The organism is Blautia sp. MSJ-19, from assembly GCF_018918125.1.
Taxonomy (GTDB): Bacteria; Bacillota; Clostridia; order Lachnospirales; family Lachnospiraceae; genus Blautia_A.
Genome location: NZ_JAHLQA010000044.1, coordinates 54,239 through 77,700, shown reverse-complemented (window position 1 = coordinate 77,700; position 23,462 = coordinate 54,239). Strand labels below are relative to the sequence as shown.

The 23,462-nt window shown below is 42.4% G+C and carries 15 protein-coding genes and 1 other annotated feature; of the genes, 12 read left to right on the top strand and 3 right to left on the bottom strand.

Going from position 1 to position 23,462, the window contains the following annotated elements; genetic code table 11:
- Positions 1-83: 83 nt before the first annotated feature.
- Positions 84-1,196 carry a hypothetical protein gene (locus tag KQI91_RS15320; protein WP_253288647.1) on the top strand — a complete coding sequence of 371 codons (1,113 nt, stop codon included), beginning with the start codon at positions 84-86 and terminating at the stop codon, positions 1,194-1,196.
- 90 nt (positions 1,197-1,286) lie between these two features.
- On the opposite strand, the gene KQI91_RS15315 is transcribed toward KQI91_RS15320, so the two are convergent.
- On the bottom strand, positions 1,287-3,392 hold the full coding sequence (locus KQI91_RS15315; RefSeq protein ID WP_216393611.1) for a CDP-glycerol glycerophosphotransferase family protein: 2,106 nt from the start codon (positions 3,390-3,392) through the stop codon (positions 1,287-1,289).
- A 153-nt stretch (positions 3,393-3,545) separates the two neighbouring features.
- Positions 3,546-3,680, top strand: a sequence feature (ribosomal protein L10 leader region).
- Positions 3,681-3,720: 40 nt separating this feature from the next.
- On the opposite strand from KQI91_RS15315, the gene rplJ reads away from it, so the two are divergent.
- The 7 genes from rplJ to KQI91_RS15280 all read left to right on the top strand — a co-directional run bounded on the left by rplJ (position 3,721) and on the right by KQI91_RS15280 (position 16,631).
- Entirely contained in the window at positions 3,721-4,233 is a 513-nt protein-coding gene (rplJ, locus tag KQI91_RS15310; protein ID WP_216393610.1) for a 50S ribosomal protein L10, read from the top strand.
- A 110-nt stretch (positions 4,234-4,343) separates the two neighbouring features.
- Positions 4,344-4,718, top strand: coding sequence for a 50S ribosomal protein L7/L12 (gene rplL / locus KQI91_RS15305; protein WP_216393609.1), 375 nt, complete (start codon positions 4,344-4,346; stop codon positions 4,716-4,718).
- Between the two features lie 202 nt (positions 4,719-4,920).
- Positions 4,921-8,778, top strand: a complete 3,858-nt coding sequence (gene rpoB / locus KQI91_RS15300) for a DNA-directed RNA polymerase subunit beta (protein WP_216393608.1) — start codon at positions 4,921-4,923, stop codon at positions 8,776-8,778.
- A gap of 16 nt (positions 8,779-8,794) precedes the next feature.
- A complete protein-coding gene (rpoC, locus tag KQI91_RS15295; protein ID WP_216393607.1) occupies positions 8,795-12,499 on the top strand; it encodes a DNA-directed RNA polymerase subunit beta' in 3,705 nt (1,234 codons plus the stop codon).
- Positions 12,500-12,777: 278 nt separating this feature from the next.
- Positions 12,778-14,538 (top strand): serine/threonine protein kinase, encoded by a 1,761-nt coding sequence (locus KQI91_RS15290; RefSeq protein WP_216393606.1) that lies wholly within the window; start codon positions 12,778-12,780, stop codon positions 14,536-14,538.
- A gap of 39 nt (positions 14,539-14,577) precedes the next feature.
- A complete protein-coding gene (locus tag KQI91_RS15285; protein ID WP_216393605.1) occupies positions 14,578-15,384 on the top strand; it encodes a PP2C family protein-serine/threonine phosphatase in 807 nt (268 codons plus the stop codon).
- Positions 15,385-15,401: 17 nt separating this feature from the next.
- Positions 15,402-16,631 (top strand): hypothetical protein, encoded by a 1,230-nt coding sequence (locus tag KQI91_RS15280; RefSeq protein WP_216393604.1) that lies wholly within the window; start codon positions 15,402-15,404, stop codon positions 16,629-16,631.
- A 76-nt stretch (positions 16,632-16,707) separates the two neighbouring features.
- Here KQI91_RS15280 and KQI91_RS15275 read toward each other — a convergent pair whose 3' ends face one another.
- Together KQI91_RS15275 and KQI91_RS15270 are read right to left on the bottom strand one after the other, a co-directional pair.
- On the bottom strand, positions 16,708-17,781 hold the full coding sequence (locus tag KQI91_RS15275) for a serine hydrolase (RefSeq protein WP_216393603.1): 1,074 nt from the start codon (positions 17,779-17,781) through the stop codon (positions 16,708-16,710).
- A gap of 25 nt (positions 17,782-17,806) precedes the next feature.
- Positions 17,807-18,139: a hypothetical protein gene (locus tag KQI91_RS15270; RefSeq protein ID WP_216393602.1), complete on the bottom strand. Its 333-nt coding sequence runs from the start codon at positions 18,137-18,139 to the stop codon at positions 17,807-17,809.
- A gap of 274 nt (positions 18,140-18,413) precedes the next feature.
- On the opposite strand from KQI91_RS15270, the gene rpsL reads away from it, so the two are divergent.
- The 4 genes from rpsL to tuf all read left to right on the top strand — a co-directional run bounded on the left by rpsL (position 18,414) and on the right by tuf (position 23,003).
- The gene (gene rpsL / locus KQI91_RS15265) at positions 18,414-18,830 is read left to right on the top strand and encodes a 30S ribosomal protein S12 (RefSeq protein WP_216393601.1); all 417 of its coding nucleotides are present in this window, start codon (positions 18,414-18,416) and stop codon (positions 18,828-18,830) included.
- A gap of 250 nt (positions 18,831-19,080) precedes the next feature.
- Positions 19,081-19,551, top strand: coding sequence for a 30S ribosomal protein S7 (gene rpsG / locus KQI91_RS15260; protein ID WP_044925146.1), 471 nt, complete (start codon positions 19,081-19,083; stop codon positions 19,549-19,551).
- 17 nt (positions 19,552-19,568) lie between these two features.
- Complete coding sequence (fusA, locus tag KQI91_RS15255) at positions 19,569-21,692, top strand: elongation factor G (protein ID WP_256444120.1); 2,124 nt, start codon at positions 19,569-19,571, stop codon at positions 21,690-21,692.
- Positions 21,693-21,809: 117 nt separating this feature from the next.
- Entirely contained in the window at positions 21,810-23,003 is a 1,194-nt protein-coding gene (gene tuf / locus KQI91_RS15250) for an elongation factor Tu (RefSeq protein WP_216393600.1), read from the top strand.
- Positions 23,004-23,462 lie beyond the last annotated feature (459 nt).

Here is a 23,462-nt window from a genome sequence, read left to right as displayed (position 1 = left end):
GACACTTGGGCCGTTTGATTGACAGATTTGGACATTTTGCGATAAAATAAGCAGAAATAAACAGAGGAACAGGAGAGAAGAAAATGGAACAAACCTGCAAATTTACAAAGAAAAATACGCTGGCGGTAAAGGGAATTGCAATTTCTTTTCTGTTGTTTTACCATTGCTTTTCGCAGGCTTCCAGAATGGGAGGAGCGGAAGTGAGTTTTTATCCACTTTCACAGCAAACGGCAATGATGCTTGGACGCTGGATGGTGCACTGTGTCGGAATGTTTGCATTTCTTTCGGTATACGGACTGACACTTTCGATGAAGGGAAAATATCCGGATTATGATTTTGATGGTCACGCGGCAACATTGTTTGTATTGAAAAGATATGTGAAACTGATTCTTACTTTTTTGATTCCATTTTTCTTCTGCACTGGTGTAACGTTTCTTACAGATACCTCTCGTTATGGCGGAAGTTTGTGGGAAAATATTATCAGTGTGATTATGGACTTTTTTGGTCTGGGACATCTGTTTGGAACGCAGATGCTGGTGAATACCTGGTGGTTTTTGAGCCTTGAGATTCTTATTATTGTGTTTATGCCATTTGTTCTTCGGTTTTATCGTAAATACAGCTGGCTGATGATCCTGATGTTTCTTTTGCCGGGAAGTTTTCTGATTGAAAAACATGTTCATCTGACAAAGTATCTTTTTGTAGCGCCGTTTGCTGTTTGTTTTGCGGACCGGCAAGTGCTGGAGCGGTTGAAGGCTTTTTGCATAGTGGGAAATCATGTGATGAATAAGATGCTGAAATTTGCAATCAGTACGGGAATCCTTCTGGCAATGTTGAAAGTCTGGGACAGCAGATGGGGACTGGAACATTTTGAATTTGCACTGACGGGTCTGATACCGGTAATATTTATTTATTGGGCATATGAATTCATTCTTGAAATTCCTGTTATCAGGCAGCTTCTTGAATTCCTGGGAAAACATTCAGCGAATGTTTTTTATATACATACCTTTATCCGGGCATTGTGGCTGAAAAAGTTGACCTATTCTTTTGGTCATGCAGCATTGATCTGGTTGTTCCTTATGGGAAGCAGTGTTCTGATCTCGATTGGACTGGAAACAGTCAAAAAAGTAATTTGTTATAACCGGATTTCGGGAAAAATCACAGAACAGATTGTTGGATGGGCAGACAGAACTTTATAAAATTATTTTACGGCAGTTTGTTTTAAAATCAAAAATGCAGTACCGGATGCGGCGATGTCAAAATCTCTGCATAAGGTACTGCGTTTTTATTTAGGAATATCTTTTTTTGATTTCTTCGCAGATATGTCTGCTGTGCCGATTGTCTTTGAACTGGAGATATTCCATACGTTTCTGTTCATATTCTGGTTTCATTTTGAAATTATCACAGATAGTTTCTTCCAGGCGGTCCAGAAGCTGTTCTTCATTTTCTGCCCGGGCACCAAAAAGTTCTGTGTGCATATCCAGATAGCTGCCATGGGCTTCGTTGTATTTGTCCAGGTCAAACTGATAAAACAGAACCGGCTTATCCTGATACAGAACATCCCAGGAAACACTGGAATAGTCAGTGATCAGCATACGGCATCGCATCAGCATTTCATTGACGGCAACTTCTCCGAAAGAAATGAGATGGATTCGGGCATTATGAGCGTTGAAGGTATCTACATATTCCTGAAATTTGGCATGAAGGTAAAAATTGACCTGCAGATCATATTTTTCAAGAATTTCGCTGAAACGTCGGGAATTCAGAAGTCCCATATAGTGACGGAAATAATCGCTCTGCTCAAAATCACTGTCAGGCACGGAATCAAGCCAGTTACGCCAGGTTGGCATGATCATGATCTCGCGGGTTCCCTCAGACTTATCCTGAAGGACATCCCAGCGGGGAAGCCCTGTGTTAATGACTTCGTCCGGTTCATAGCCAAAATAGTCAATGATGGTCTGTTTTTCTGCATTGGTAGAGACCACAAAGAGATCGCATTCACCGCGCATTCCTTTTCCATAAAAGTTATCTACTTTTTTCAATGCGATTACACCGTGCTGCAGAAAGACAAATTTTTTTCTGCGAAGATAGCGGTTAAAAATACTATGCCGGCATACCATGGCATACGTGTGATATCTGGAATCGGAGCTGACGATCAGATCAGCAGCTTCAATATAGATCATGTGCCGGATGGACATAAAATCAAGCACACGGTTTTTGTAAGGATCTACCTTGTAATGATCCGGTGAGTCTTTGGATATTATATAGAAGATTTTTTTATTCAGATACTTCTCTTCATCTTCATCCATACAGTGTTTGAAAAAGTAATAGCCGTTGTCCTGTGCCATGGAAGAGAACTTCTCACTTACAAGACAGATGTGTTTCCTGTCCCAGTATGGACGGGCAATCCGATAGAGAAAGATTGCAAGGAATTCCTTGAAAACAATATCCATTCCGTCATATTTTTCTTCTTTTCGATACACAAAAGCCAGGGTTTTGGCTCCGGTATAATATGGATACAGAAAAAAACCGTTGTCTGTCCTGAAAGAACCATTGTACAGAAATTTCTGGAACATTCGCTGCGGTGTACTCATATTGACGGGAATTTCTGTGACTTTTCCTGATCGGGGATCTGTGAGCAGAACAAAAATATCCCAGTACAGACTTTTACATTCGATCGTGTGAAGATCCAGGGTCAGATGAATCCGGAGTTTCTGTCCTTTCTGTACAGTGCGTACAGTGTCAAAGGTGTAGGCAAAGGCATCTTCAGCGAGCTTGTTACGAAAAGAAAATTCGGTTCCGGAATATTCATAGGAACCTGGCTCCAGATCAATGCATATTTTAAGAATACCGTGGCGCATGCGAAGGCTTTTCAGGGAGCAGCTGTGCGTACGGCTGAGGTAATTATTTCTGGTGCAGACGGAGAGCAGAAGATAGCGATTGTCGGAAGATGGAAAGAAGATGCCAAAATGCTCTTTGGAACGCAGCGCGGGATCTTCCGGAAAATAAACTTCGTCGGCAAAGACAAAAGGTACGTCAGGTGCGATATCCGGTTTCTGGAAATACTGCAGTAGAAAAACTTGGGTTTTCTGAGAAGTAATACACTGTATATAAATCAGGTACCTTTTATTTTTCTTTAATTCAAAAAGCTCTTTCATGGGTGACAGATCCAGACAGAATTCGTTCTTATTTCGGACAGAAGGAAGATGGACCTGTTCAGAAGAGTTGTTTTCTCTTGCCAGAATAAACTGAATCTGTTCATACTGTTCAGGAGAAAAATCATGGATGAATAAAGTTGCATTAAATAAAGAAACAGAACGGATTTCAGCAGGAAAAACTCCGTCAGTATGGCTGAGATCTGTTTCGATTTCGCTGATATGTGGTGTCGGTATCATAAATCCTCCAAAACTGATGTGATGGTTATAGTAAGGGTATTTACCTTTCATAAAAAGTAATATAACATAATATTAACAGAAATAGAATATTTACTGTAAAATAAACTTCATTTTTAATAAAACAGGGGTTGACATTAGAGGAAAAGTGTGATAGGTTAATATAGAACGCTGCCGAAGACAGTAGGTGCCGTAAGGCATAAGGATTAAAACGCCTACCGAGGACTTAGTATTCTATGTTAAGATTACAGAGACCTTACTGTCATGCAGTAAGGCTTTTTTATGTTTTGACGCGGCGGTATATCAAAATCTATAAGGAGGTGTACCATTTATGGCAAAAGTAGAACTGAAACAACCAATCGTAGAAGAAATCTCAAACAGCATTAAAGACGCACAGGCAGTAGTACTTGTTAACTACAGTGGTCTTACAGTTGAACAGGATACAATTCTGCGTAAGGAATTAAGAGAAGCTGGTGTTCAGTACAAAGTTTACAAAAACACAATGATGAAACGTGCATTCGCAGGTACTGATTGTGAAGAACTTAGCCAGCATCTGGAAGGAACAAACGCTCTTGCAATTTCTGCAACAGATGCTACAGCACCGGCAAGAATCCTTGCTAAATACGCAAAACAGTTCCCAGCTCTTGAACTGATCGCAGGTGTAGTTGAAGGAAGCTACAATGATCAGGCAGGAATCCAGGCTCTGTCCCAGATCCCGTCCAGAGAAGAACTTCTTGGAAAACTTCTTGGAAGCATCCAGTCTCCTATCACAAACTTCGCTCGTGTGCTTAACCAGATCGCAGAAGCACAGGGTGGTGCTGATACAGAGGCAGCAGCTGAATAATCCTGAATTATTCACTGAAATACGCAAACGAAGCGTAGCGTAGTTCGCAGTTCTTTATAAATACTGCGAATCCTAAAAATAATAAAATCTAATAAATGGAGGAAATTAAAATGGCAAAATTAACAACAGAAGAATTTATTGCAGCAATCAAAGAATTATCTGTATTAGAATTAAATGATCTCGTAAAAGCTTGCGAAGAAGAGTTCGGTGTATCCGCAGCAGCAGGTGTTGTAGTAGCAGCAGCTGGAGCAGCTGGAGAAGCAGCTGAAGAAAAAGATGAGTTCGACGTAGAACTTACAGAAGTTGGACCGAACAAAGTTAAAGTTATCAAAGTTGTTCGTGAAGTTACCGGTCTTGGACTGAAAGAAGCTAAAGCAGTAGTTGACGGTGCTCCGAAGGTTGTTAAAGAAGGCGCATCCAAAGCAGAAGCTGAAGACATCAAAACAAAACTTGAAGCAGAAGGCGCTAAGATCACTCTTAAATAATTCTGTTAAAGATGAAAGTGATACGGGGACACCTTACGGTGTCCCTATATTTTTGCTTAAAAATAAAAAAAACTTGTTGACAGGTTGACAAGGCTATGCTATAGTGAAGAATGCTATATTATGGCAAGGATATGCCTGTTTATCTCAAACCGTAAACAGGATCATGTTGTAAAATAAATAAAAAAACAGGGGTGAAACGTCAATGGAAAAAAACAGAATTCGTTCTGTAAAAACTGGAAAAAGCATGCGCATGAGCTACCAGAGACAAAAAGAAGTTCTGGAAATGCCAAATTTGATTGAAGTCCAGAAAGATTCCTATAAGTGGTTTCTCGATGAGGGCCTCAAAGAAGTGTTTGATGATATTTCTCCGATCGCGGATTATGGCGGAAAGTTCAGCCTGGAATTCATCGATTTCACGTATGACGCTAAAGATGCAAAATATAACATTGCACAGTGTAAAGAACGTGACGTAACTTACGCGGCACCTTTGAAGGTTCGCGTGCGACTGATTAATAAAGAAACAGAGGAAATCAACGAACACGAGATCTTTATGGGAGATCTTCCGTTAATGACAGAGACAGGTACTTTTGTAATTAACGGTGCAGAGCGTGTTATCGTCAGCCAGTTGGTACGTTCCCCTGGTATTTACTATGCCATCGCGCATGATAAAATTGGTAAGAGACTGTTTTCCAGTACCGTTATCCCTAACAGAGGAGCATGGCTGGAATATGAGACAGACTCCAATGATGTATTCTATGTACGTGTGGACAGAACCCGTAAGGTTCCGATCACAGTGCTGATTCGTGCCCTTGGTATCGGCACTAATGCAGAAATTGTAGAATTATTTGGTGAAGAGCCAAAAATCCTTGCAAGTTTTACAAAGGATACATCCACCAACTATCAGGAAGGTCTTCTTGAGCTGTATAAGAAGATCCGCCCGGGTGAGCCTCTTGCAGTAGAAAGTGCAGAGAGTCTTATCATGGCTATGTTCTTTGATCCAAGAAGATATGATCTTGCAAAGGTTGGTCGTTATAAATTTAATAAGAAACTTCATTTTAATAAACGTATTGTCGGACATAAGCTTGGAGAAGCAGTTGTGGATCCATCTACTGGAGAAATCCTTGCAGAGGAAGGCACAAATGTAACAATCGAGCTTGCTGATCAGATTCAGAATGCAGCAGTACCGTTTGTATGGATTCAGGGCGAAGAACGTAAGATCAAAGTCCTTTCCAATATGATGGTTGATATTACTGCACATGTGGATCTTGACTGTGATCCAAAGGATCTGGGCGTTACAGAATCAGTATATTATCCTGTACTCGAAAAGATCCTGGAAGAAAATGATGATCTCGAGGATATCAAAGCTGCAATCAAGAGAGATATTCATGATCTTATTCCGAAGCATATTACAAAAGAAGATATTCTTGCTTCCATCAACTACAATATGCATCTGGAATATGGTATCGGATATGATGACGATATCGACCACCTGGGTAACCGTCGTATCCGTTCTGTCGGAGAACTTCTGCAGAACCAGTATCGTATCGGTCTTTCCCGTCTGGAAAGAGTTGTACGTGAACGTATGACTACACAGGACACAGAGACAATTTCTCCGCAGTCACTGATCAATATCAAACCTGTAACAGCAGCAGTTAAGGAGTTCTTTGGTTCTTCTCAGCTGTCACAGTTCATGGATCAGAACAACCCTCTTGGTGAGCTGACTCATAAGAGACGTCTTTCTGCACTGGGACCTGGTGGTCTGTCACGAGACAGAGCCGGATTCGAGGTACGAGATGTCCACTATTCTCACTATGGTCGTATGTGTCCGGTTGAGACCCCTGAAGGTCCTAACATCGGTCTGATCAACTCTCTTGCATCCTATGCAAGAATCAATGAATATGGATTTATCGAAGCTCCGTATCGTAGAATTGACAAAACAGATCCGTCCAATCCGATCGTAACAGATGAAGTTGTTTATATGACAGCAGATGAGGAAGATAATTATCATGTAGCACAGGCGAATGAGCCACTGGATGAAGAAGGTCATTTCCTCCATAAAAATGTATCTGGTCGTTTCCGTGAAGAAACTCAGGAATATGAGCAGCGTATGTTTGACTACATGGACGTATCTCCTAAGATGGTATTCTCTGTAGCTACAGCACTGATTCCGTTCCTGCAGAACGATGATGCTAACCGTGCGCTGATGGGATCCAACATGCAGCGTCAGGCAGTGCCACTTCTTACAACAGAAGCTCCTGTAGTAGGAACTGGTATGGAAACAAAAGCCGCTGTTGACTCAGGTGTCTGCGTTCTGGCTAAGAAGTCCGGTACTGTACTTCGTTCCACTTCTACAGACATTACCATCAAAAATGATGATGGAACAAAAGATGATTATCATCTTATCAAATTCCTGCGTAGTAACCAGAGCAACTGTTACAACCAGAAGCCGATCGTATTCCAGGGAGAACACGTAGAGGCAGGACAGGTTATTGCAGATGGTCCTTCTACATCAAATGGTGAGCTTGCCCTTGGTAAGAACCCGCTGATCGGATTCATGACATGGGAAGGTTACAACTACGAGGATGCCGTTCTGTTAAGTGAAAGACTGGTACAGAACGATGTTTACACTTCTGTTCATATCGAAGAATATGAAGCAGAAGCACGTGATACCAAACTGGGACCGGAAGAGATCACAAGAGATGTTCCGGGTGTCGGCGATGACGCACTCAAAGATCTGGATGAGCGTGGTATCATCCGTATCGGTGCAGAAGTTCGTGCCGGTGATATCCTGGTTGGTAAAGTTACTCCTAAGGGAGAAACAGAACTGACTGCAGAAGAGCGTCTTCTGCGTGCAATCTTTGGTGAGAAAGCAAGAGAAGTTCGTGATACTTCCCTCAAGGTTCCTCACGGAGAATATGGTATTATCGTAGATGCCAAAGTATTTACAAGAGAGAATGGTGATGAGCTGTCTCCTGGAGTAAATCAGGCAGTACGTATTTATATTGCTCAGAAACGTAAGATTTCTGTTGGTGACAAGATGGCTGGTCGTCATGGTAACAAGGGTGTCGTTTCCCGTGTGCTCCCAGTAGAAGATATGCCGTTCCTGCCGAATGGCCGTCCGCTGGATATCGTACTGAACCCGCTGGGTGTACCTTCCCGTATGAATATCGGTCAGGTCCTGGAGATCCACTTAAGTCTTGCTGCCAAAGCTCTTGGATTTAATGTTTCCACACCTGTATTCGATGGTGCGAGTGAAATTGATATCCAGGATACTCTGGAACTGGCAAATGATTATGTAAATATTGAAGATTTTGAAGAATTCCGTGCAAAATATCAGGATACACTTGCTCCTGATGTTATGGAATATCTGGATGAGCACAAAGACCACAGAGAACTGTGGAAGGGTGTTCCGATTTCCAGAGATGGTAAAGTGCAGCTCCGTGACGGACGTACCGGCGAGTATTTCGATGGTCGTGTAACAATCGGACACATGCATTACCTGAAACTGCATCATCTGGTTGATGATAAGATCCATGCACGTTCTACAGGTCCTTACTCACTTGTTACACAGCAGCCTCTGGGTGGTAAAGCTCAGTTCGGTGGACAGCGTTTTGGTGAGATGGAGGTTTGGGCTCTGGAGGCATATGGTGCTTCCTACACACTGCAGGAGATCCTGACAGTGAAGTCCGATGATGTTGTTGGTCGTGTTAAGACTTATGAAGCCATTATCAAGGGTGACAATATCCCTGAGCCAGGTATCCCTGAATCCTTTAAGGTTCTTCTTAAAGAGCTTCAGTCTCTGGGTCTGGATGTCAAAGTCCTCAAAGATGACAATACAGAAGTACATCTGCTGGAGACAGTAGATTATGGTGATACAGACCTTCGTTCAGTGATCGAAGGCGACAGCAGACATCACAGAGATGAAGAATCCTTCGGAAAACATGGTTATACCAAACAGGAATTCGAAGGTGAAGAACTTGTAGATGTTGAAGAGGATGAGGAAGAAGAGGATGATTTCATTGACTTCGACGATTCCTACGATGATGAAGACAACGAGTAGAAAGGGGAAAGAATACATGGCAGAATCAACCACAACAAATGAAACATATCAGCCAATGACTTTCGATGCCATCAAGATCGGACTGGCGTCCCCTGAGAAGATCAGAGAGTGGTCCAGAGGTGAGGTAACGAAACCGGAAACCATCAACTACCGTACTCTGAAACCGGAGAAGGACGGACTTTTCTGTGAGAGAATTTTCGGGCCAAGCAAGGACTGGGAGTGCCATTGTGGTAAATACAAAAAAATCCGTTATAAAGGTGTTGTCTGCGACCGATGCGGCGTAGAGGTTACAAAAGCATCTGTCAGAAGAGAACGTATGGGACATATTGAGCTTGCAGCTCCGGTCTCTCATATCTGGTATTTTAAAGGTATTCCGTCCCGTATGGGTCTGATCCTTGATCTGTCTCCAAGAACATTGGAAAAAGTTTTATACTTTGCTAACTATATCGTACTGGATCCGGCTGAGTCCGGACTTCAGTACAAACAGGTACTCACAGAGAAAGAGTATCAGGATGCCCGTGAAGCATACGGATATGGTTTCCGTGTAGGAATGGGTGCGGAATCTATTATGGAACTTCTGAAAGCAATCGATCTTGAAAAAGACGCTGCTGAACTGAAAGCTGAACTTGTTGATGCAACTGGTCAGAAACGTGCCAGAATCATCAAGAGACTGGAAGTTGTAGAATCTTTCCGTGAATCCGGAAACCGTCCGGAATGGATGATCATGACAGCAATCCCGGTAATCCCACCGGATCTGCGTCCTATGGTACAGCTGGATGGTGGACGTTTTGCGACATCTGACCTGAATGACCTGTACAGAAGAATCATTAACCGTAATAACCGTCTGAAACGTCTCCTGGAGCTGGGTGCGCCAGATATTATCGTCCGCAATGAAAAACGTATGCTTCAGGAAGCAGTAGATGCTCTGATCGACAACGGTCGTCGTGGCCGTCCGGTAACAGGACCTGGAAACAGAGCCCTGAAATCTCTTTCTGATATGCTGAAAGGTAAATCCGGACGTTTCCGTCAGAACCTGCTCGGTAAACGAGTTGACTACTCCGGACGTTCCGTTATCGTCGTTGGACCGGAACTGAAAATTTATCAGTGTGGTCTTCCAAAAGAAATGGCTATTGAGCTTTTCAAACCTTTCGTTATGAAAGAGCTGGTTGCAAACGGAACTTCTCATAACATCAAGAATGCCAAGAAGATGGTTGAAAAACTTCAGCCGGAAGTCTGGGACGTTCTCGAAGATGTTATCAAAGAACATCCGGTTATGCTGAACCGTGCACCTACACTGCATCGTCTGGGTATCCAGGCATTTGAGCCAATCCTTGTAGAAGGTAAAGCTATCAAACTTCATCCGCTCGTTTGTACTGCGTTCAACGCCGACTTCGATGGTGACCAGATGGCTGTTCATCTTCCGCTTTCTCAGGAAGCTCAGGCAGAGTGCCGATTCCTGCTGCTTTCACCGAACAACCTTCTGAAACCTTCAGATGGTGGCCCTGTAGCCGTTCCTTCACAGGATATGGTCCTTGGTATCTACTATCTGACACAGGAAAGACCTGGCAACCCGGGAGAAGGTAAGTTCTTCAAGAGCGTAAACGAAGCAATCCTTGCTTATGAAAACAAAGTTATTACTCTTCAGTCCAAAATCAAGGTTCGTATTACCAAGACAATGCCTGACGGAACAGAGATGACTGGAATCGTAGAGTCCACACTTGGACGTTTCCTGTTCAACGAAATCCTTCCTCAGGACCTTGGATTCGTAGACAGAAGCATTCCGGGTAATGAACTTCTTCTGGAAGTTGATTTCCTGGTAGGTAAGAAACAGCTGAAAAAGATCCTGGAAAAAGTTATCAACACACACGGAGCTACCAAGACAGCAGAAGTTCTTGATGATATCAAGGCAACTGGTTACAAGTACTCCACACGTGCAGCGATGACCGTATCTATTTCTGATATGACTGTGCCGCCTCAGAAACCTGAGATGATCCAGAATGCACAGAATATCGTTGATAAGATCACAAAGAACTACAAACGTGGTCTTATTACCGAAGAAGAGCGTTACAAAGAAGTTGTTGAAACATGGAAAAAGACCGATGATGAGCTTACCAAAGCACTTCTGGATGGTCTTGATAAATACAACAACATCTTCATGATGGCTGACTCCGGTGCCCGTGGTTCTGATAAACAGATCAAACAGCTTGCTGGTATGCGTGGTCTGATGGCCGATACAACTGGTCATACGATCGAGCTTCCTATCAAGTCAAACTTCCGTGAAGGTCTTGAAGTACTGGAATACTTCATGTCTGCACATGGAGCCCGTAAAGGTATGTCCGATACAGCTCTTCGTACAGCCGACTCTGGTTATCTGACCAGACGAATGGTTGACGTATCTCAGGAGCTGATCGTTCGTGAAACTGACTGCTGTGAAAACAGACCGGAAATTTCTGGTATGTATGTCAAAGGTTTCATGGATGGAAAAGAAGAGATTGAGAATCTTCAGGAACGTATCACAGGTCGTTTTGCCTGCGAGACCATCACAAACAAAGATGGAGAAGTTCTTGTTAAAGCAAACCATATGATCACACCAAAACGTGCTGCACGTATCATGAGTGAAGGTGTAAGCAAAACTGGTGGACCGATTGAAGAAGTTAAGATCCGTACGATCCTGACCTGTAAGTGCAAAGTTGGTGTCTGCGCAAAATGTTATGGTGCAAACATGGCAACTGGTGAAGCTGTTCAGGTTGGTGAAGCTGTTGGTATTATCGCAGCTCAGTCTATCGGTGAGCCTGGTACACAGCTGACCATGCGTACATTCCATAGTGGTGGTGTAGCCGGTGGAGATATCACACAGGGTCTTCCTCGAGTTGAGGAGCTTTTTGAGGCAAGAAAACCGAAAGGTCTTGCAATCATCACAGAAATTCCTGGTGTTGCTGTTATCAATGATACCAAGAAGAAACGTGAGATCATCGTGACAAATCCGGAAAACGGAGATTCCAAGACATACCTGATTCCTTATGGATCACGTATCAAGATCACAGATGGACAGGTACTGGAAGCTGGTGATGAACTTACAGAAGGTAGTGTAAATCCGCATGATATCCTGAGAATCAAAGGTGTTCGTGCAGTTCAGGATTATATGATCCGTGAAGTTCAGCGAGTATATCGTCTCCAGGGTGTAGAAATCAGTGATAAACATATCGAAGTTCTGGTTCGTCAGATGCTGAAGAAGATTCGTATCGAAGATAACGGAGATACAGAATTCCTTCCGGGAACACTTGTAGATGTTCTTGAATTTGAAGAAGTTAACGAAAACCTTGAAAAAGAAGGAAAGATTCCGGCAGAAGGTAAGCAGGTAATGCTGGGTATTACCAAAGCTTCTCTGGCTACAGATTCCTTCCTGTCAGCAGCATCCTTCCAGGAAACAACAAAAGTTCTGACAGAAGCTGCTATCAAGGGTAAAGTTGACCATCTGGTAGGTCTGAAAGAAAACGTTATCATCGGTAAACTGATCCCTGCAGGAACAGGTCTCAAACGTTACGGAGATATTCAGCTTGATACCGGTATGCCGGAGGAAGAACTGGATGTTGAAGAAGATGTAGAAGAGACACTTCCGGAAGATGAAGAAACAATCACACTGGAAGAAAATGCAGAGAATACAGACGATGAGCTGATCGATGCAGAAGAGACTTCTGAAGAAGATACAACTGAAGAATAAAAAGAGAAATCCTCTGAGCACTTAGGTGTTTGGAGGATTTTTTTGCTTCATAAGGAATTACTTCGCAATATTCCAATAAAGTAAAAAACGCTTTGCGAGGATGCGGCTGTTTAAAAAACAAAAGATAAATAGAACTGGAAAATTATGAATATTGTATGAAAAAAACTGGAAGAATATCGAAAATTACAGACAGGCAATTGTTTGCATGCTATAATGAAAAAAGTATAGATAAACGACATGAAGTACCTGATATAATATTGTCGGGAAAGGAGGGGGAAATGGATAAACAGTTACCGGTTTCAGTATGGCCGGAGTGGAAGATTACAGAAAAGATCGGTGAAGGATCTTTTGGAAAAGTCTACAAAGCATGTCGGAATGAGCAGGGAACTACTTTTTATTCGGCAATCAAAGTTATCACGATTCCCTCTAATCCTGGAGAACTGAGCAGTGTGCGCTCGGAAAGTCCGAATGAACAGTCTGTAAAAGAGTATTTTCAGGGACTGGTAGATGAATGCATCCAGGAAGTCAGTACGATGGAGTATTTCAGAGGAAATTCCCATGTGGTTTCAGTCGAGGATTACAAAGTTGTCGAATATCTGGATGATATTGGTTGGGATATTTATATTCGGATGGAATATCTGACCAGTTTTATGGAGTATTGTGCCGGAAGATCACTTTCTGAAGATGATGTGATTCGGCTTGGGATAGATTTGTGTAAAGCACTGGAATACTGTCAGTGTCAGAACATCATTCACAGAGATATCAAACCGGAGAATATTTTTGTCTCTCGATTTGGGGAGTTCAAGCTTGGTGATTTTGGAATTGCCCGTGAGTTGGAGCGCACTATGAGTGGGTTGTCCAAAAAGGGAACTTACTCTTATATGGCACCTGAAATGTATCGGGGAGATGCCTATGATGCCAGGGTAGATATTTATTCTCTTGGAATTGTTTTATATAAATTGCGTAATCACAACAGACTTCCTTTTATCAGTCTGGAAAAGCAGCTTATTACATACAGAGACAAAGAAAATGCGCTGAATAAACGCATGGCGGGAGAAGAACTTCCGAGACCTGCGGAAGCGGGAGATGCACTGTCGCAGGTAATACTTAAGGCATGCGCTTATGACAGAGAAGAACGTTTTAAAGATGCAGAAGAATTTCGAACAGCACTGGAAGCAGTTAAAAACAAAAGCACAGTACCGATATTTCAGGAACATCACAGAAAAACACAGCTTCAGAAACCGGTGCAGAAAACAAAAGCTGTTCAGCAGATGCCGCCTGCCGAACCAGATGCAGAAGGAACTGTGATCGTCAGAAAGAACGAGAGAAAAGCGGCACAGAAAAAGCCGCAAAAAGCAGTACATAAAGTTCCACAACAGACCGCACAGAGGAGAGTGCAGGCAGAACCGCCTGTTTCTACGGAGAAAAAATTCCGAAGAGAAATTGATCCGCTTGTTGTGGCTGTGATTGTGATGTTTATTGCGGTATGTGTGGTTGTGGGAGTGTTTGTCTGGCTGATTCGTGAAAATGCAGAACTTCAGAAACTGAAACAATCTGTAACAGAAACAGTACAGACAGCAGAAAACAAGCAATTGCAGGAAACACTGGAAAAAATCCAGACACAGGCAACAGAAATCAGCAATAATCTGAACAGTTATAGCTGGATTGGCTCTGAAGAGCAGGGAAAGATCAGTTATCTGAAAGAACTGAGCAATGGAAATTATGAGGTAATGAAAGTTCTTGTGTATCCCTCTCTTTCTGATGAAGGAGAATACGAAGAATACTATTATTGGGATGATGAGCTGTTCTTCGCTTATATCTGGACAGATGGCGGGGATTCCGGTTCTCAAAAAGAGGATTCGGAAAAGATTGAACGCTATTATTATGATGATGGTAAACTTGTTCGCTGGATTGATGAAAATAACCGATGCCATGATAATGAGACGGATAACGAAGAGTATGTTCGCAGAGGCGAAAAATATCTGAATCAGGCGGAGGAATACAGTGATGAACTGAATCTTTCATCCGATGCCAATTAGGAAATACAGGGAATTCAGCATCATAGGAAAGGACGGAATATGGCTTATCAGATTGAATATGCGTATACATGTCATATAGGAAAGATCCGAAATAATAATGAAGACAATTTCTGGTGCTGCGGAGAACAGCTTGCAGCACAGAATCAGGGAATGAGCCATATTCACAGTGGACGTATCCGACAGTCGGAACTGCCTCTTCTGGCTGTCTTTGATGGAATGGGTGGGGAAAGCTGCGGAGAAATGGCTGCTTTTCTTGCTGCGGAGTCCTGCGGTCGATATTACGAAGCTGAAAAGTACAGGCTTCGGACAGAACCGGAAATATTTTTGGACAGGCTTTGTGAGAATATGAATCAGACAATCTGTGCTTATGGAGCAGAACACAAAATTTACAGTATGGGAACGACAGCGGCATTACTTGCTTTTGATGAAGAGAGGGTATATAGCTGTAATCTGGGAGACAGCAGGATCTATAGATCTGACGGTGAAAAGTTTTGCCAGATATCAGAAGATCATGTTCTTGGAAGAAGTCTGTTTGGAAAAGCTCCTCTGACACAGTATCTGGGCATGGAAGAAGAAAATCTGAAACTGGAACCGTCGGTCAGTGAACAGGATATTAAGGTTGGAGACCGTTTTCTGCTTTGTTCGGACGGGATTACAGATATGCTTTCAGATGGAGAGATTGCAGATATTCTGAGTCGGGAGATTCCGGTGGAAGAAACAACAGAGGTATTGGTTGAACGTGCTTTGAAAAAGGGCGGAAGAGATAATATCACAGTAATTTTATGTGAGATCATGGAACAGGAAAAAACGAGATTTCAGCGTTTGTTAAGCAGATTCTATAAATAGGATGAGGGTGATGCGACATGAAAAATCGAATGCAGGATCTGGATTTTGAACAGACAGTTGCCTTTGACTCTGTAAAGGATTTTGAATTTACCAGAAAAGCAGCACAGAGATTTCGCCAGGTAGTCAGTCTGGATGGATTTGAAGATGAAGATGCAGATGTTATTTTTCATTATCTTTATAAAGAAATGGAACTGGTTTCCTTTGGAGATCATCTGAAACGATATATTTACGAGCGGGCGGGCCTGGAGGAACCTTATAATGAAGTGACGCAGGATATTTACAGAGATATCGTTATTGAGTCATTTCATGAAACCTGTACACCGAAGTCAATGAATCCGACTTCTACGAAACTGACTTCACTGGTAAACAACTGGTTGACGCAGGCTTCTGTGAAAAGAGAGACTGTTTTTTTACTTGGATTTGGTCTGAGGATGAGTGCGGAAGATGTATCGGATTTTTTGACGAGAGTGCTGCGAGAACAGGATTTTGATTTTCATAACCCGGATGAGGTAATCTACTGGTATTGCTATTCACAGCAGTTTGGTTTTCACAAAGCAGAAGAACTTAAGAAAAAATATGAAGACCTGGAACCAGATGAAAGTTATACAGATGCGCCACAGGTTTACAGTGGCAAGGTCTGTCTGGATTCGGAAGAAAAATTACTTCGTTATCTGGCATACGTAAAGGTTGGAGCGGACGATCCAATGTCAGAAAAGAGCCAGGCTTATCAGGAGTTTGTAAAGCTGCTCACCCATGCAAAAGAGATTATTGCCAGAATGTATCAGGGTGATGAGGTAGAAAAGTCACGAAATAAGGTGTGGAATATTTCGGATATTACGGATTCTGATGTGGAAAAAGTCATCTGCAGTGGAATTCCTGTCAACAAGATGGGAAATCTCAAAAAAATGTCTGCCTCCATTTTGGCGAAGCATTTCAGCCAGAAGCGATTCAGCAGACAGAGAATCAACAGTATTATGAATCATAAATTTCCAGTAGAGCGGTTTGATCTGATTACATTGGAATTTTTTATTATATCGCAGGAAATGCAGGACGATGATCCATATAATCGTTATCATCATTTCCTTGAAGAAATCCAGGAAATCCTTAAGAAGTGTGGAATGAGTGAGATTTATATAGTGAATCCATACGAATGCTTTTTGCTGATGTGTCTTCTGACAGACTGTCCCTTGGCCGTGTTTGCGGATATCTGGGAGATGTCTTATGAAGAAGATAAGCAGGAAGAATAATAAGATAAGAAAAGATAATTTAGAGCAAAAGAACACCCTGTCGGATCGGAATGACAGGGTGTTTTCTATAAAAGTTTTATTCGTTATAATATCCATAGATCAGGCGCGAATCCTGAGCAATCACGGCCTGTGCTTCGCTGGAATCGCTGAGGTCTTGTGACATGAAGCAGACAACAAGGTCAATATTTTTGGCTGTGTTAAAAATGATTCCCGCATCATTCTCAACATCCTCCAGTTCTCCTGTCTTATTGGCAACTTTGACACCATCAGGCAGATTGGCAGGAATTTTATTTCTTCGTTCCTGCATCTTGAGCAGAGCATACATGGCATCAGTATGTAAAAGAGTGGAGGAAGCTGTGACGGCATTACTCTGGTAGATTTCTTTTAAAAAATGTCCACAATCTTCTACAGATGTATAATTATCGCCGTTATCATTGCTCTGAAGAAGCAGTCTTCCCATGGAGGTACTGGTATAGCCGTGTGCAGCGCAGAAAGAATTGACTGCATTCATGCCAGCAGCATCGTCTCCACCACCAAGCATATTGACAAGAGAATTGGCAGCATCATTATCACTGACAGTGATCATGGAATTCAGGTAATTGTTTATAGTATCAGTATCATAGGCGCCGCAAAGTGCATCATAGTTTTCGTAAACAGTTCCCATGATAAAAAGTTTGATCAGGCTGGCAGCCTGCATTGGTTGAACATTAATGCTGCCCTCTGTTTTTTTCATGAGGTTACATACGTAAACAGACCAGGTTCCATTATTTTGAGGAAGGAGTGGCTTAATCTGGGAAAGCAGATTTTCAAGACTTTCATCAGTGGAACTGTCTGAGGAGTGTGAAGGAGAGAGCGTTCCTTCTTCTTGAACGCCTGTAGATGAAGAATCGTTCTGAGAATCAACAGAATCTGTAGCAGAGCTTTGCTGTTCATCCTCCAGAGAGGCAAGTTCTTTTGCCTGGTTGATAAGTTCTGCAGAACTGTCTGTGATTTCCTGTACGGTGTCCTGCAGATCTGCAATTTTTGTTCGCAGTTCAGTCAGATCCTGAAGGGAATAAAGTGTGAGAGCTCCAAGACCCAGGATGACAAGTGCAAGAAAAACGATGATACAATAAAGAAAAACAGGTTTTTTTTGTTTGTTATGTCCCATAAAAAATCCTTTCTATAATTAATTATTAATTGTGATCCTGACTGAATACAGAAGTTTTTGGTTCCTGTGTAATGTCCGGAACTTCGCGGTGCTCCTGCACGGAAGTCTGGGAAGGAGCCGATTTCTGTTTCTGGTAGGTAATGAGCTCCTTTTTCTTTTGGATAGCATCTGAAAAAGCACTTTGTGAATCAATGATCTCCTGTTGCTTCATTTTGACCTGATCAGAAAATGTGCTGAGACTCTGGGTGGTTGCCTGAATCTGTTGTCTGGTACGGTTTCCGATAACAAAGATGCCGGAGATAAACACGATTCCAGTGATGATGAGCAGAACGGCAGCCGGGTTCATTTTGTTTTTCATAAAAAATCCTTTCTTATATTATAGTGGTAAAAGGAAAAAGTAAAAATTGCTTTTTTATATTATAATCAGAGCTATGACAAAAAGCAATAATCAGGAAATCGTAAAATAACGAAAAAATCCTGTAAAATGCCTTGACAGCCGCATTTTTACGGGATATAATGAGCAAGCGTGCAACAGGAACGCTGTTTTTTTGTGCGCAATATAATAATTTGACAATAGCAACCGCGCTACCCCATGGCAAACCATGGAGAAAATAATCGGGAGGTGAAATGGAATGCCAACATTCAACCAGTTAGTAAGAAAAGGACGTCAGACAGCTGTAAAGAAATCTACAGCACCGGCTCTGCAGAAAACATTCAACTCTTTAAGAAAGAAAGCTGTTGAACAGTCTGCACCACAGAAACGTGGAGTTTGTACAGCAGTTAAAACTGCAACACCTAAAAAACCTAACTCAGCTCTTAGAAAGATCGCCAGAGTTCGTCTTTCCAACGGAATCGAAGTAACAAGCTATATCCCAGGAGAAGGTCACAACCTTCAGGAGCATAGCGTAGTTCTTATCCGTGGTGGACGTGTTAAGGACTTACCTGGTACCAGATACCACATCATCAGAGGTACACTGGATACTGCAGGTGTAGCAAACAGAAAACAGGCCCGCTCCAAATATGGTGCTAAGAGACCTAAAAAGAAATAAGTAAATTTTACTAAAGTAAAATTTACGCTACTTCTTGAATGCGAAGCGTTTAAGAAGGTTCCCGTCTGAATGGGAGACAAAATAGAAAATAAGCAATCAATCGAAGATTCACTTATAGCTATAAATATTGTACGGTATTCCATATACCCTGTCGGTTGCGGGTTAAATATAGGACTTTACCAGTGCGAACACCTTAGTTTTAATAGTGAGTACCGATGATTTAATCATTTTGATTAAGGAGGGAAGTAACGTGCCACGTAAAGGACATACTCAGAAAAGAGACGTTCTGGCAGACCCGATGTACAATAACAAAGTGGTTACCAAGCTTATCAACAACATCATGTTAGATGGTAAGAAAGGTGTCGCTCAGAAGATTGTATACGGCGCATTCGCTAGAATTGAAGAAAAAGCTGGCAAACCAGCTATCGAAGTTTTTGAAGAGGCTATGAACAACATCATGCCACTTCTCGAAGTAAAAGCAAGACGTATCGGTGGTGCTACTTACCAGGTTCCGATCGAGGTAAGAGCAGACAGACGTCAGGCACTGGCTCTTCGCTGGCTCACCACATATTCTCGTAAAAGAGGCGAGAAGACTATGGAGGAGAGACTTGCAAATGAGCTTCTGGATGCAATGAACAACACAGGCGCATCTGTTAAGAAGAAAGAAGATATGCACAAGATGGCTGAAGCAAATAAAGCATTTGCTCACTATCGTTTCTAATCAAGGAGGAAATCCAATTGGCTGGAAAAGAAGGTAGAGAATACCCGCTTGAGCGTACCAGAAACATTGGTATCATGGCTCATATCGATGCAGGTAAGACAACTCTTACAGAACGTATCCTTTATTATACAGGTGTCAACTATAAAATCGGTGATACTCATGAAGGTACCGCAACAATGGACTGGATGGAGCAGGAGCAGGAGAGAGGTATCACAATTACTTCCGCTGCTACAACATGTCACTGGACTCTGCAGGATCACTGCAAGACTAAACCAGGTGCTCTGGAACACCGTATCAACATCATTGATACTCCAGGACACGTAGACTTCACCGTAGAGGTTGAGCGTTCACTCCGTGTACTTGACGGCGCTGTCGGCGTCTTCTGTGCAAAAGGTGGTGTAGAACCTCAGTCTGAAAACGTTTGGCGTCAGGCTGACACTTACAATGTACCGCGTATGGCATTCATCAACAAGATGGATATCCTCGGTGCAAACTTCTACAATGCTGTAGATCAGATCAAGACTCGTCTTGGTAAAAACGCAATCTGCTTACAGCTTCCAATCGGAAAAGAAGATGAATTCAAAGGAATCATCGACCTTTTCGAAATGCAGGCTTATATCTACAACGATGAGAAAGGTGAAGACATTTCCATCACAGATATTCCGGAAGATATGCAGGAAGAAGCAGAACTTTATCATACAGAACTCGTAGAGAAAATCTGCGAACTCGATGATGATTTAATGATGGAATATCTGGAAGGTGAAGAACCGACCGTTGAAAGAATGAAAGCCGTTCTTCGTAAAGCTACTTGCGAATGTACAGCTGTACCGGTATGCTGCGGTACTGCATACAGAAACAAGGGTGTTCAGAAACTTCTGGATGCGATCATTGAATTTATGCCTGCTCCAACAGACATTCCTCCAATCGAGGGTGTTGACATGGATGGCAACCCGATCGTGAGACATTCTTCTGATGAAGAACCATTCTCCGCTCTGGCATTCAAGATTATGACAGACCCATTTGTTGGTAAGCTGGCATACTTCCGTGTATACTCCGGTACTATGAATTCTGGTTCTTATGTACTCAATGCTACTAAGGACAAGAAAGAACGTGTTGGCCGTATCCTTCAGATGCACGCTAACAAACGTATGGAACTGGACAAAGTATACTCTGGAGATATCGCAGCAGCAATCGGTTTCAAATTCACCACAACTGGTGATACAATCTGTGATGACCAGCATCCGGTAATCCTTGAGTCCATGGAATTCCCGGAACCGGTTATCGAACTTGCAATCGAGCCTAAGACAAAAGCCGGCCAGGGTAAACTTGGTGAAGCTCTTGCAAAACTGGCAGAAGAAGACCCGACATTCCGTGCACATACAAATCAGGAAACAGGTCAGACAATCATCGCTGGTATGGGTGAGCTGCATCTGGAAATCATCGTTGACCGTCTGCTTCGTGAATTCAAAGTAGAGGCTAACGTAGGTGCTCCTCAGGTTGCATACAAAGAGACTATTACTAAACCAGTAGACATCGACAGCAAATATGCTAAACAGTCTGGTGGTCGTGGACAGTATGGTCACTGTAAAGTTAAATTCGAGCCTATGGATGCCAACGGAGAAGAACTGTACAAGTTCGAATCCACAGTTGTTGGTGGTGCTATTCCGAAGGAATACATCCCGGCTGTTGGTGAAGGTATCGAGGAAGCTATGAAAGCTGGTATTCTGGGTGGATTCCCGGTAGTCGGCGTTCATGCAAACGTATATGACGGTTCTTATCATGAAGTCGATTCCTCTGAAATGGCATTCCACATTGCAGGTTCCCTTGCATTCAAGGATGCTATGCAGAAAGCATCTCCGATTCTTCTTGAACCTATCATGAGAGTCGAAGTTACTACTCCGGAAGATTACATGGGTGATGTTATCGGTGATATCAACTCCCGTCGTGGTCGTATCGAAGGTATGGATGATATCGGCGGAGGTAAGATGATCCGTGGATTCGTTCCGCTTTCTGAAATGTTCGGATACGCAACAGATCTTCGTTCCAGAACTCAGGGACGTGGTAACTACTCCATGTTCTTCGAGAAATATGAACAGGTTCCGAAGTCCGTTCAGGAAAAGATTCTTTCTAAGAAAGACTGATGATATAAAAAAGCTTGCAAATATCCTTGATTTGCAATATAATCAAGGATAGCAAGTCAAAAACTGATAAAATGCTCTGAAAGAGAGAGCATAGTTTTTTAAGGAGGACATTTTAAAATGGCAAAGGCTAAGTTTGAGAGAACAAAACCGCATTGTAACATTGGTACCATCGGACACGTTGACCATGGTAAAACAACTTTAACAGCAGCTATCACAAAAGTTCTTGCTGAAAGAGTAGAAGGAAACTCCGCTACAGATTTCGAGAACATTGATAAAGCTCCAGAAGAAAGAGAGCGTGGTATCACAATCTCTACAGCACACGTTGAGTACGAAACAGAGCATAGACACTATGCACACGTTGACTGCCCAGGACATGCTGACTACGTTAAGAACATGATCACAGGTGCAGCTCAGATGGATGGTGCTATCCTTGTTGTTGCTGCTACAGACGGTGTTATGGCTCAGACAAAAGAGCACATCCTTCTTTCCCGTCAGGTAGGTGTTCCATACATCGTTGTATTCATGAACAAATGCGATATGGTAGACGATGATGAACTTCTTGAACTGGTTGAGATGGAAATTCGTGAACTTCTTTCCGAGTATGATTTCCCAGGAGATGACATCCCGGTTATCCAGGGATCCGCTCTTAAAGCTCTTGAAGATCCGAACAGCGAATGGGGCGACAAGATCATGGAACTCATGAACGCAGTTGATGAGTACATTCCGGACCCACAGCGTGACACAGACAAACCGTTCGTAATGCCTGTAGAGGACGTATTCTCCATCACAGGACGTGGAACAGTTGCTACTGGTAGAGTAGAAGCTGGTGTTCTTCACGTATCTGAAGAAGTTGAAATCGTTGGTATCAAAGAAGAAACACGTAAAGTTGTTGTTACAGGAATCGAAATGTTCCGTAAACTTCTTGACGAAGCTCAGGCTGGTGATAACATCGGTGCTCTTCTTCGTGGTGTTCAGAGAAACGAAATCGAGCGTGGACAGGTTCTTGCTAAACCAGGAACACTTACATGCCATACAAAATTCACAGCTCAGGTTTACGTTCTGACAAAAGATGAAGGTGGACGTCATACTCCATTCTTCAACAACTATCGTCCGCAGTTCTACTTCAGAACAACAGACGTAACAGGTGTTTGCAACCTTCCAGAAGGAACAGAAATGTGCATGCCTGGAGATAACATCGAAATGACAATCGAACTGATCCACCCAATCGCTATGAGCCAGGGTCTTACTTTCGCTATCCGTGAAGGTGGACGTACTGTAGGATCAGGACGTGTTGCTACAATCATCGAGTAATACAATCTGAATATAGATTTGTTATCGCAAGATAACGTTGTGTCCAAACGTAAGATACCCGTAGAACTTCGGTTCTACGGGTTTTTCTGTTGCTCGAAAATATGTAAAAGAGTAGAAAAGAATAACGAACAGTATAGAAAAACGGTTGCCGGGAGAGTGTCCTGACAACCGTTTGTGATAACAGAATGATAACAAAATATGAAAATTGACAATTTTTAAAACTATGTTATACTATAAATATAACATAATTAGTAACAGGATTTGGTTCGATTCCAAACACCATCAAACCAATATTGGGAGCATTGTCGAATTGCCTAGTTTCTGGATTGATTTATGATGCAGTCAAACATATTTGCAAGAAAGGACTTGATTCGATGAGAAAAGAATATATATTAATATTTGGTCTGGGAGTATGCGATGGTGAAGTGTAATGGTTGCACGGTTTAACATACTAAGCAG

Coding starts and splice junctions, on each gene's coding strand:
- KQI91_RS15320 (WP_253288647.1), top strand. CDS start 84: ATGGAACAAACCTGCAAATTTACAAAGAAAAATACGCTGGCGGTAAAG.
- KQI91_RS15315 (WP_216393611.1), bottom strand. CDS start 3,392: ATGATACCGACACCACATATCAGCGAAATCGAAACAGATCTCAGCCAT.
- rplJ (WP_216393610.1), top strand. CDS start 3,721: ATGGCAAAAGTAGAACTGAAACAACCAATCGTAGAAGAAATCTCAAAC.
- rplL (WP_216393609.1), top strand. CDS start 4,344: ATGGCAAAATTAACAACAGAAGAATTTATTGCAGCAATCAAAGAATTA.
- rpoB (WP_216393608.1), top strand. CDS start 4,921: ATGGAAAAAAACAGAATTCGTTCTGTAAAAACTGGAAAAAGCATGCGC.
- rpoC (WP_216393607.1), top strand. CDS start 8,795: ATGGCAGAATCAACCACAACAAATGAAACATATCAGCCAATGACTTTC.
- KQI91_RS15290 (WP_216393606.1), top strand. CDS start 12,778: ATGGATAAACAGTTACCGGTTTCAGTATGGCCGGAGTGGAAGATTACA.
- KQI91_RS15285 (WP_216393605.1), top strand. CDS start 14,578: ATGGCTTATCAGATTGAATATGCGTATACATGTCATATAGGAAAGATC.
- KQI91_RS15280 (WP_216393604.1), top strand. CDS start 15,402: ATGAAAAATCGAATGCAGGATCTGGATTTTGAACAGACAGTTGCCTTT.
- KQI91_RS15275 (WP_216393603.1), bottom strand. CDS start 17,781: ATGGGACATAACAAACAAAAAAAACCTGTTTTTCTTTATTGTATCATC.
- KQI91_RS15270 (WP_216393602.1), bottom strand. CDS start 18,139: ATGAAAAACAAAATGAACCCGGCTGCCGTTCTGCTCATCATCACTGGA.
- rpsL (WP_216393601.1), top strand. CDS start 18,414: ATGCCAACATTCAACCAGTTAGTAAGAAAAGGACGTCAGACAGCTGTA.
- tuf (WP_216393600.1), top strand. CDS start 21,810: ATGGCAAAGGCTAAGTTTGAGAGAACAAAACCGCATTGTAACATTGGT.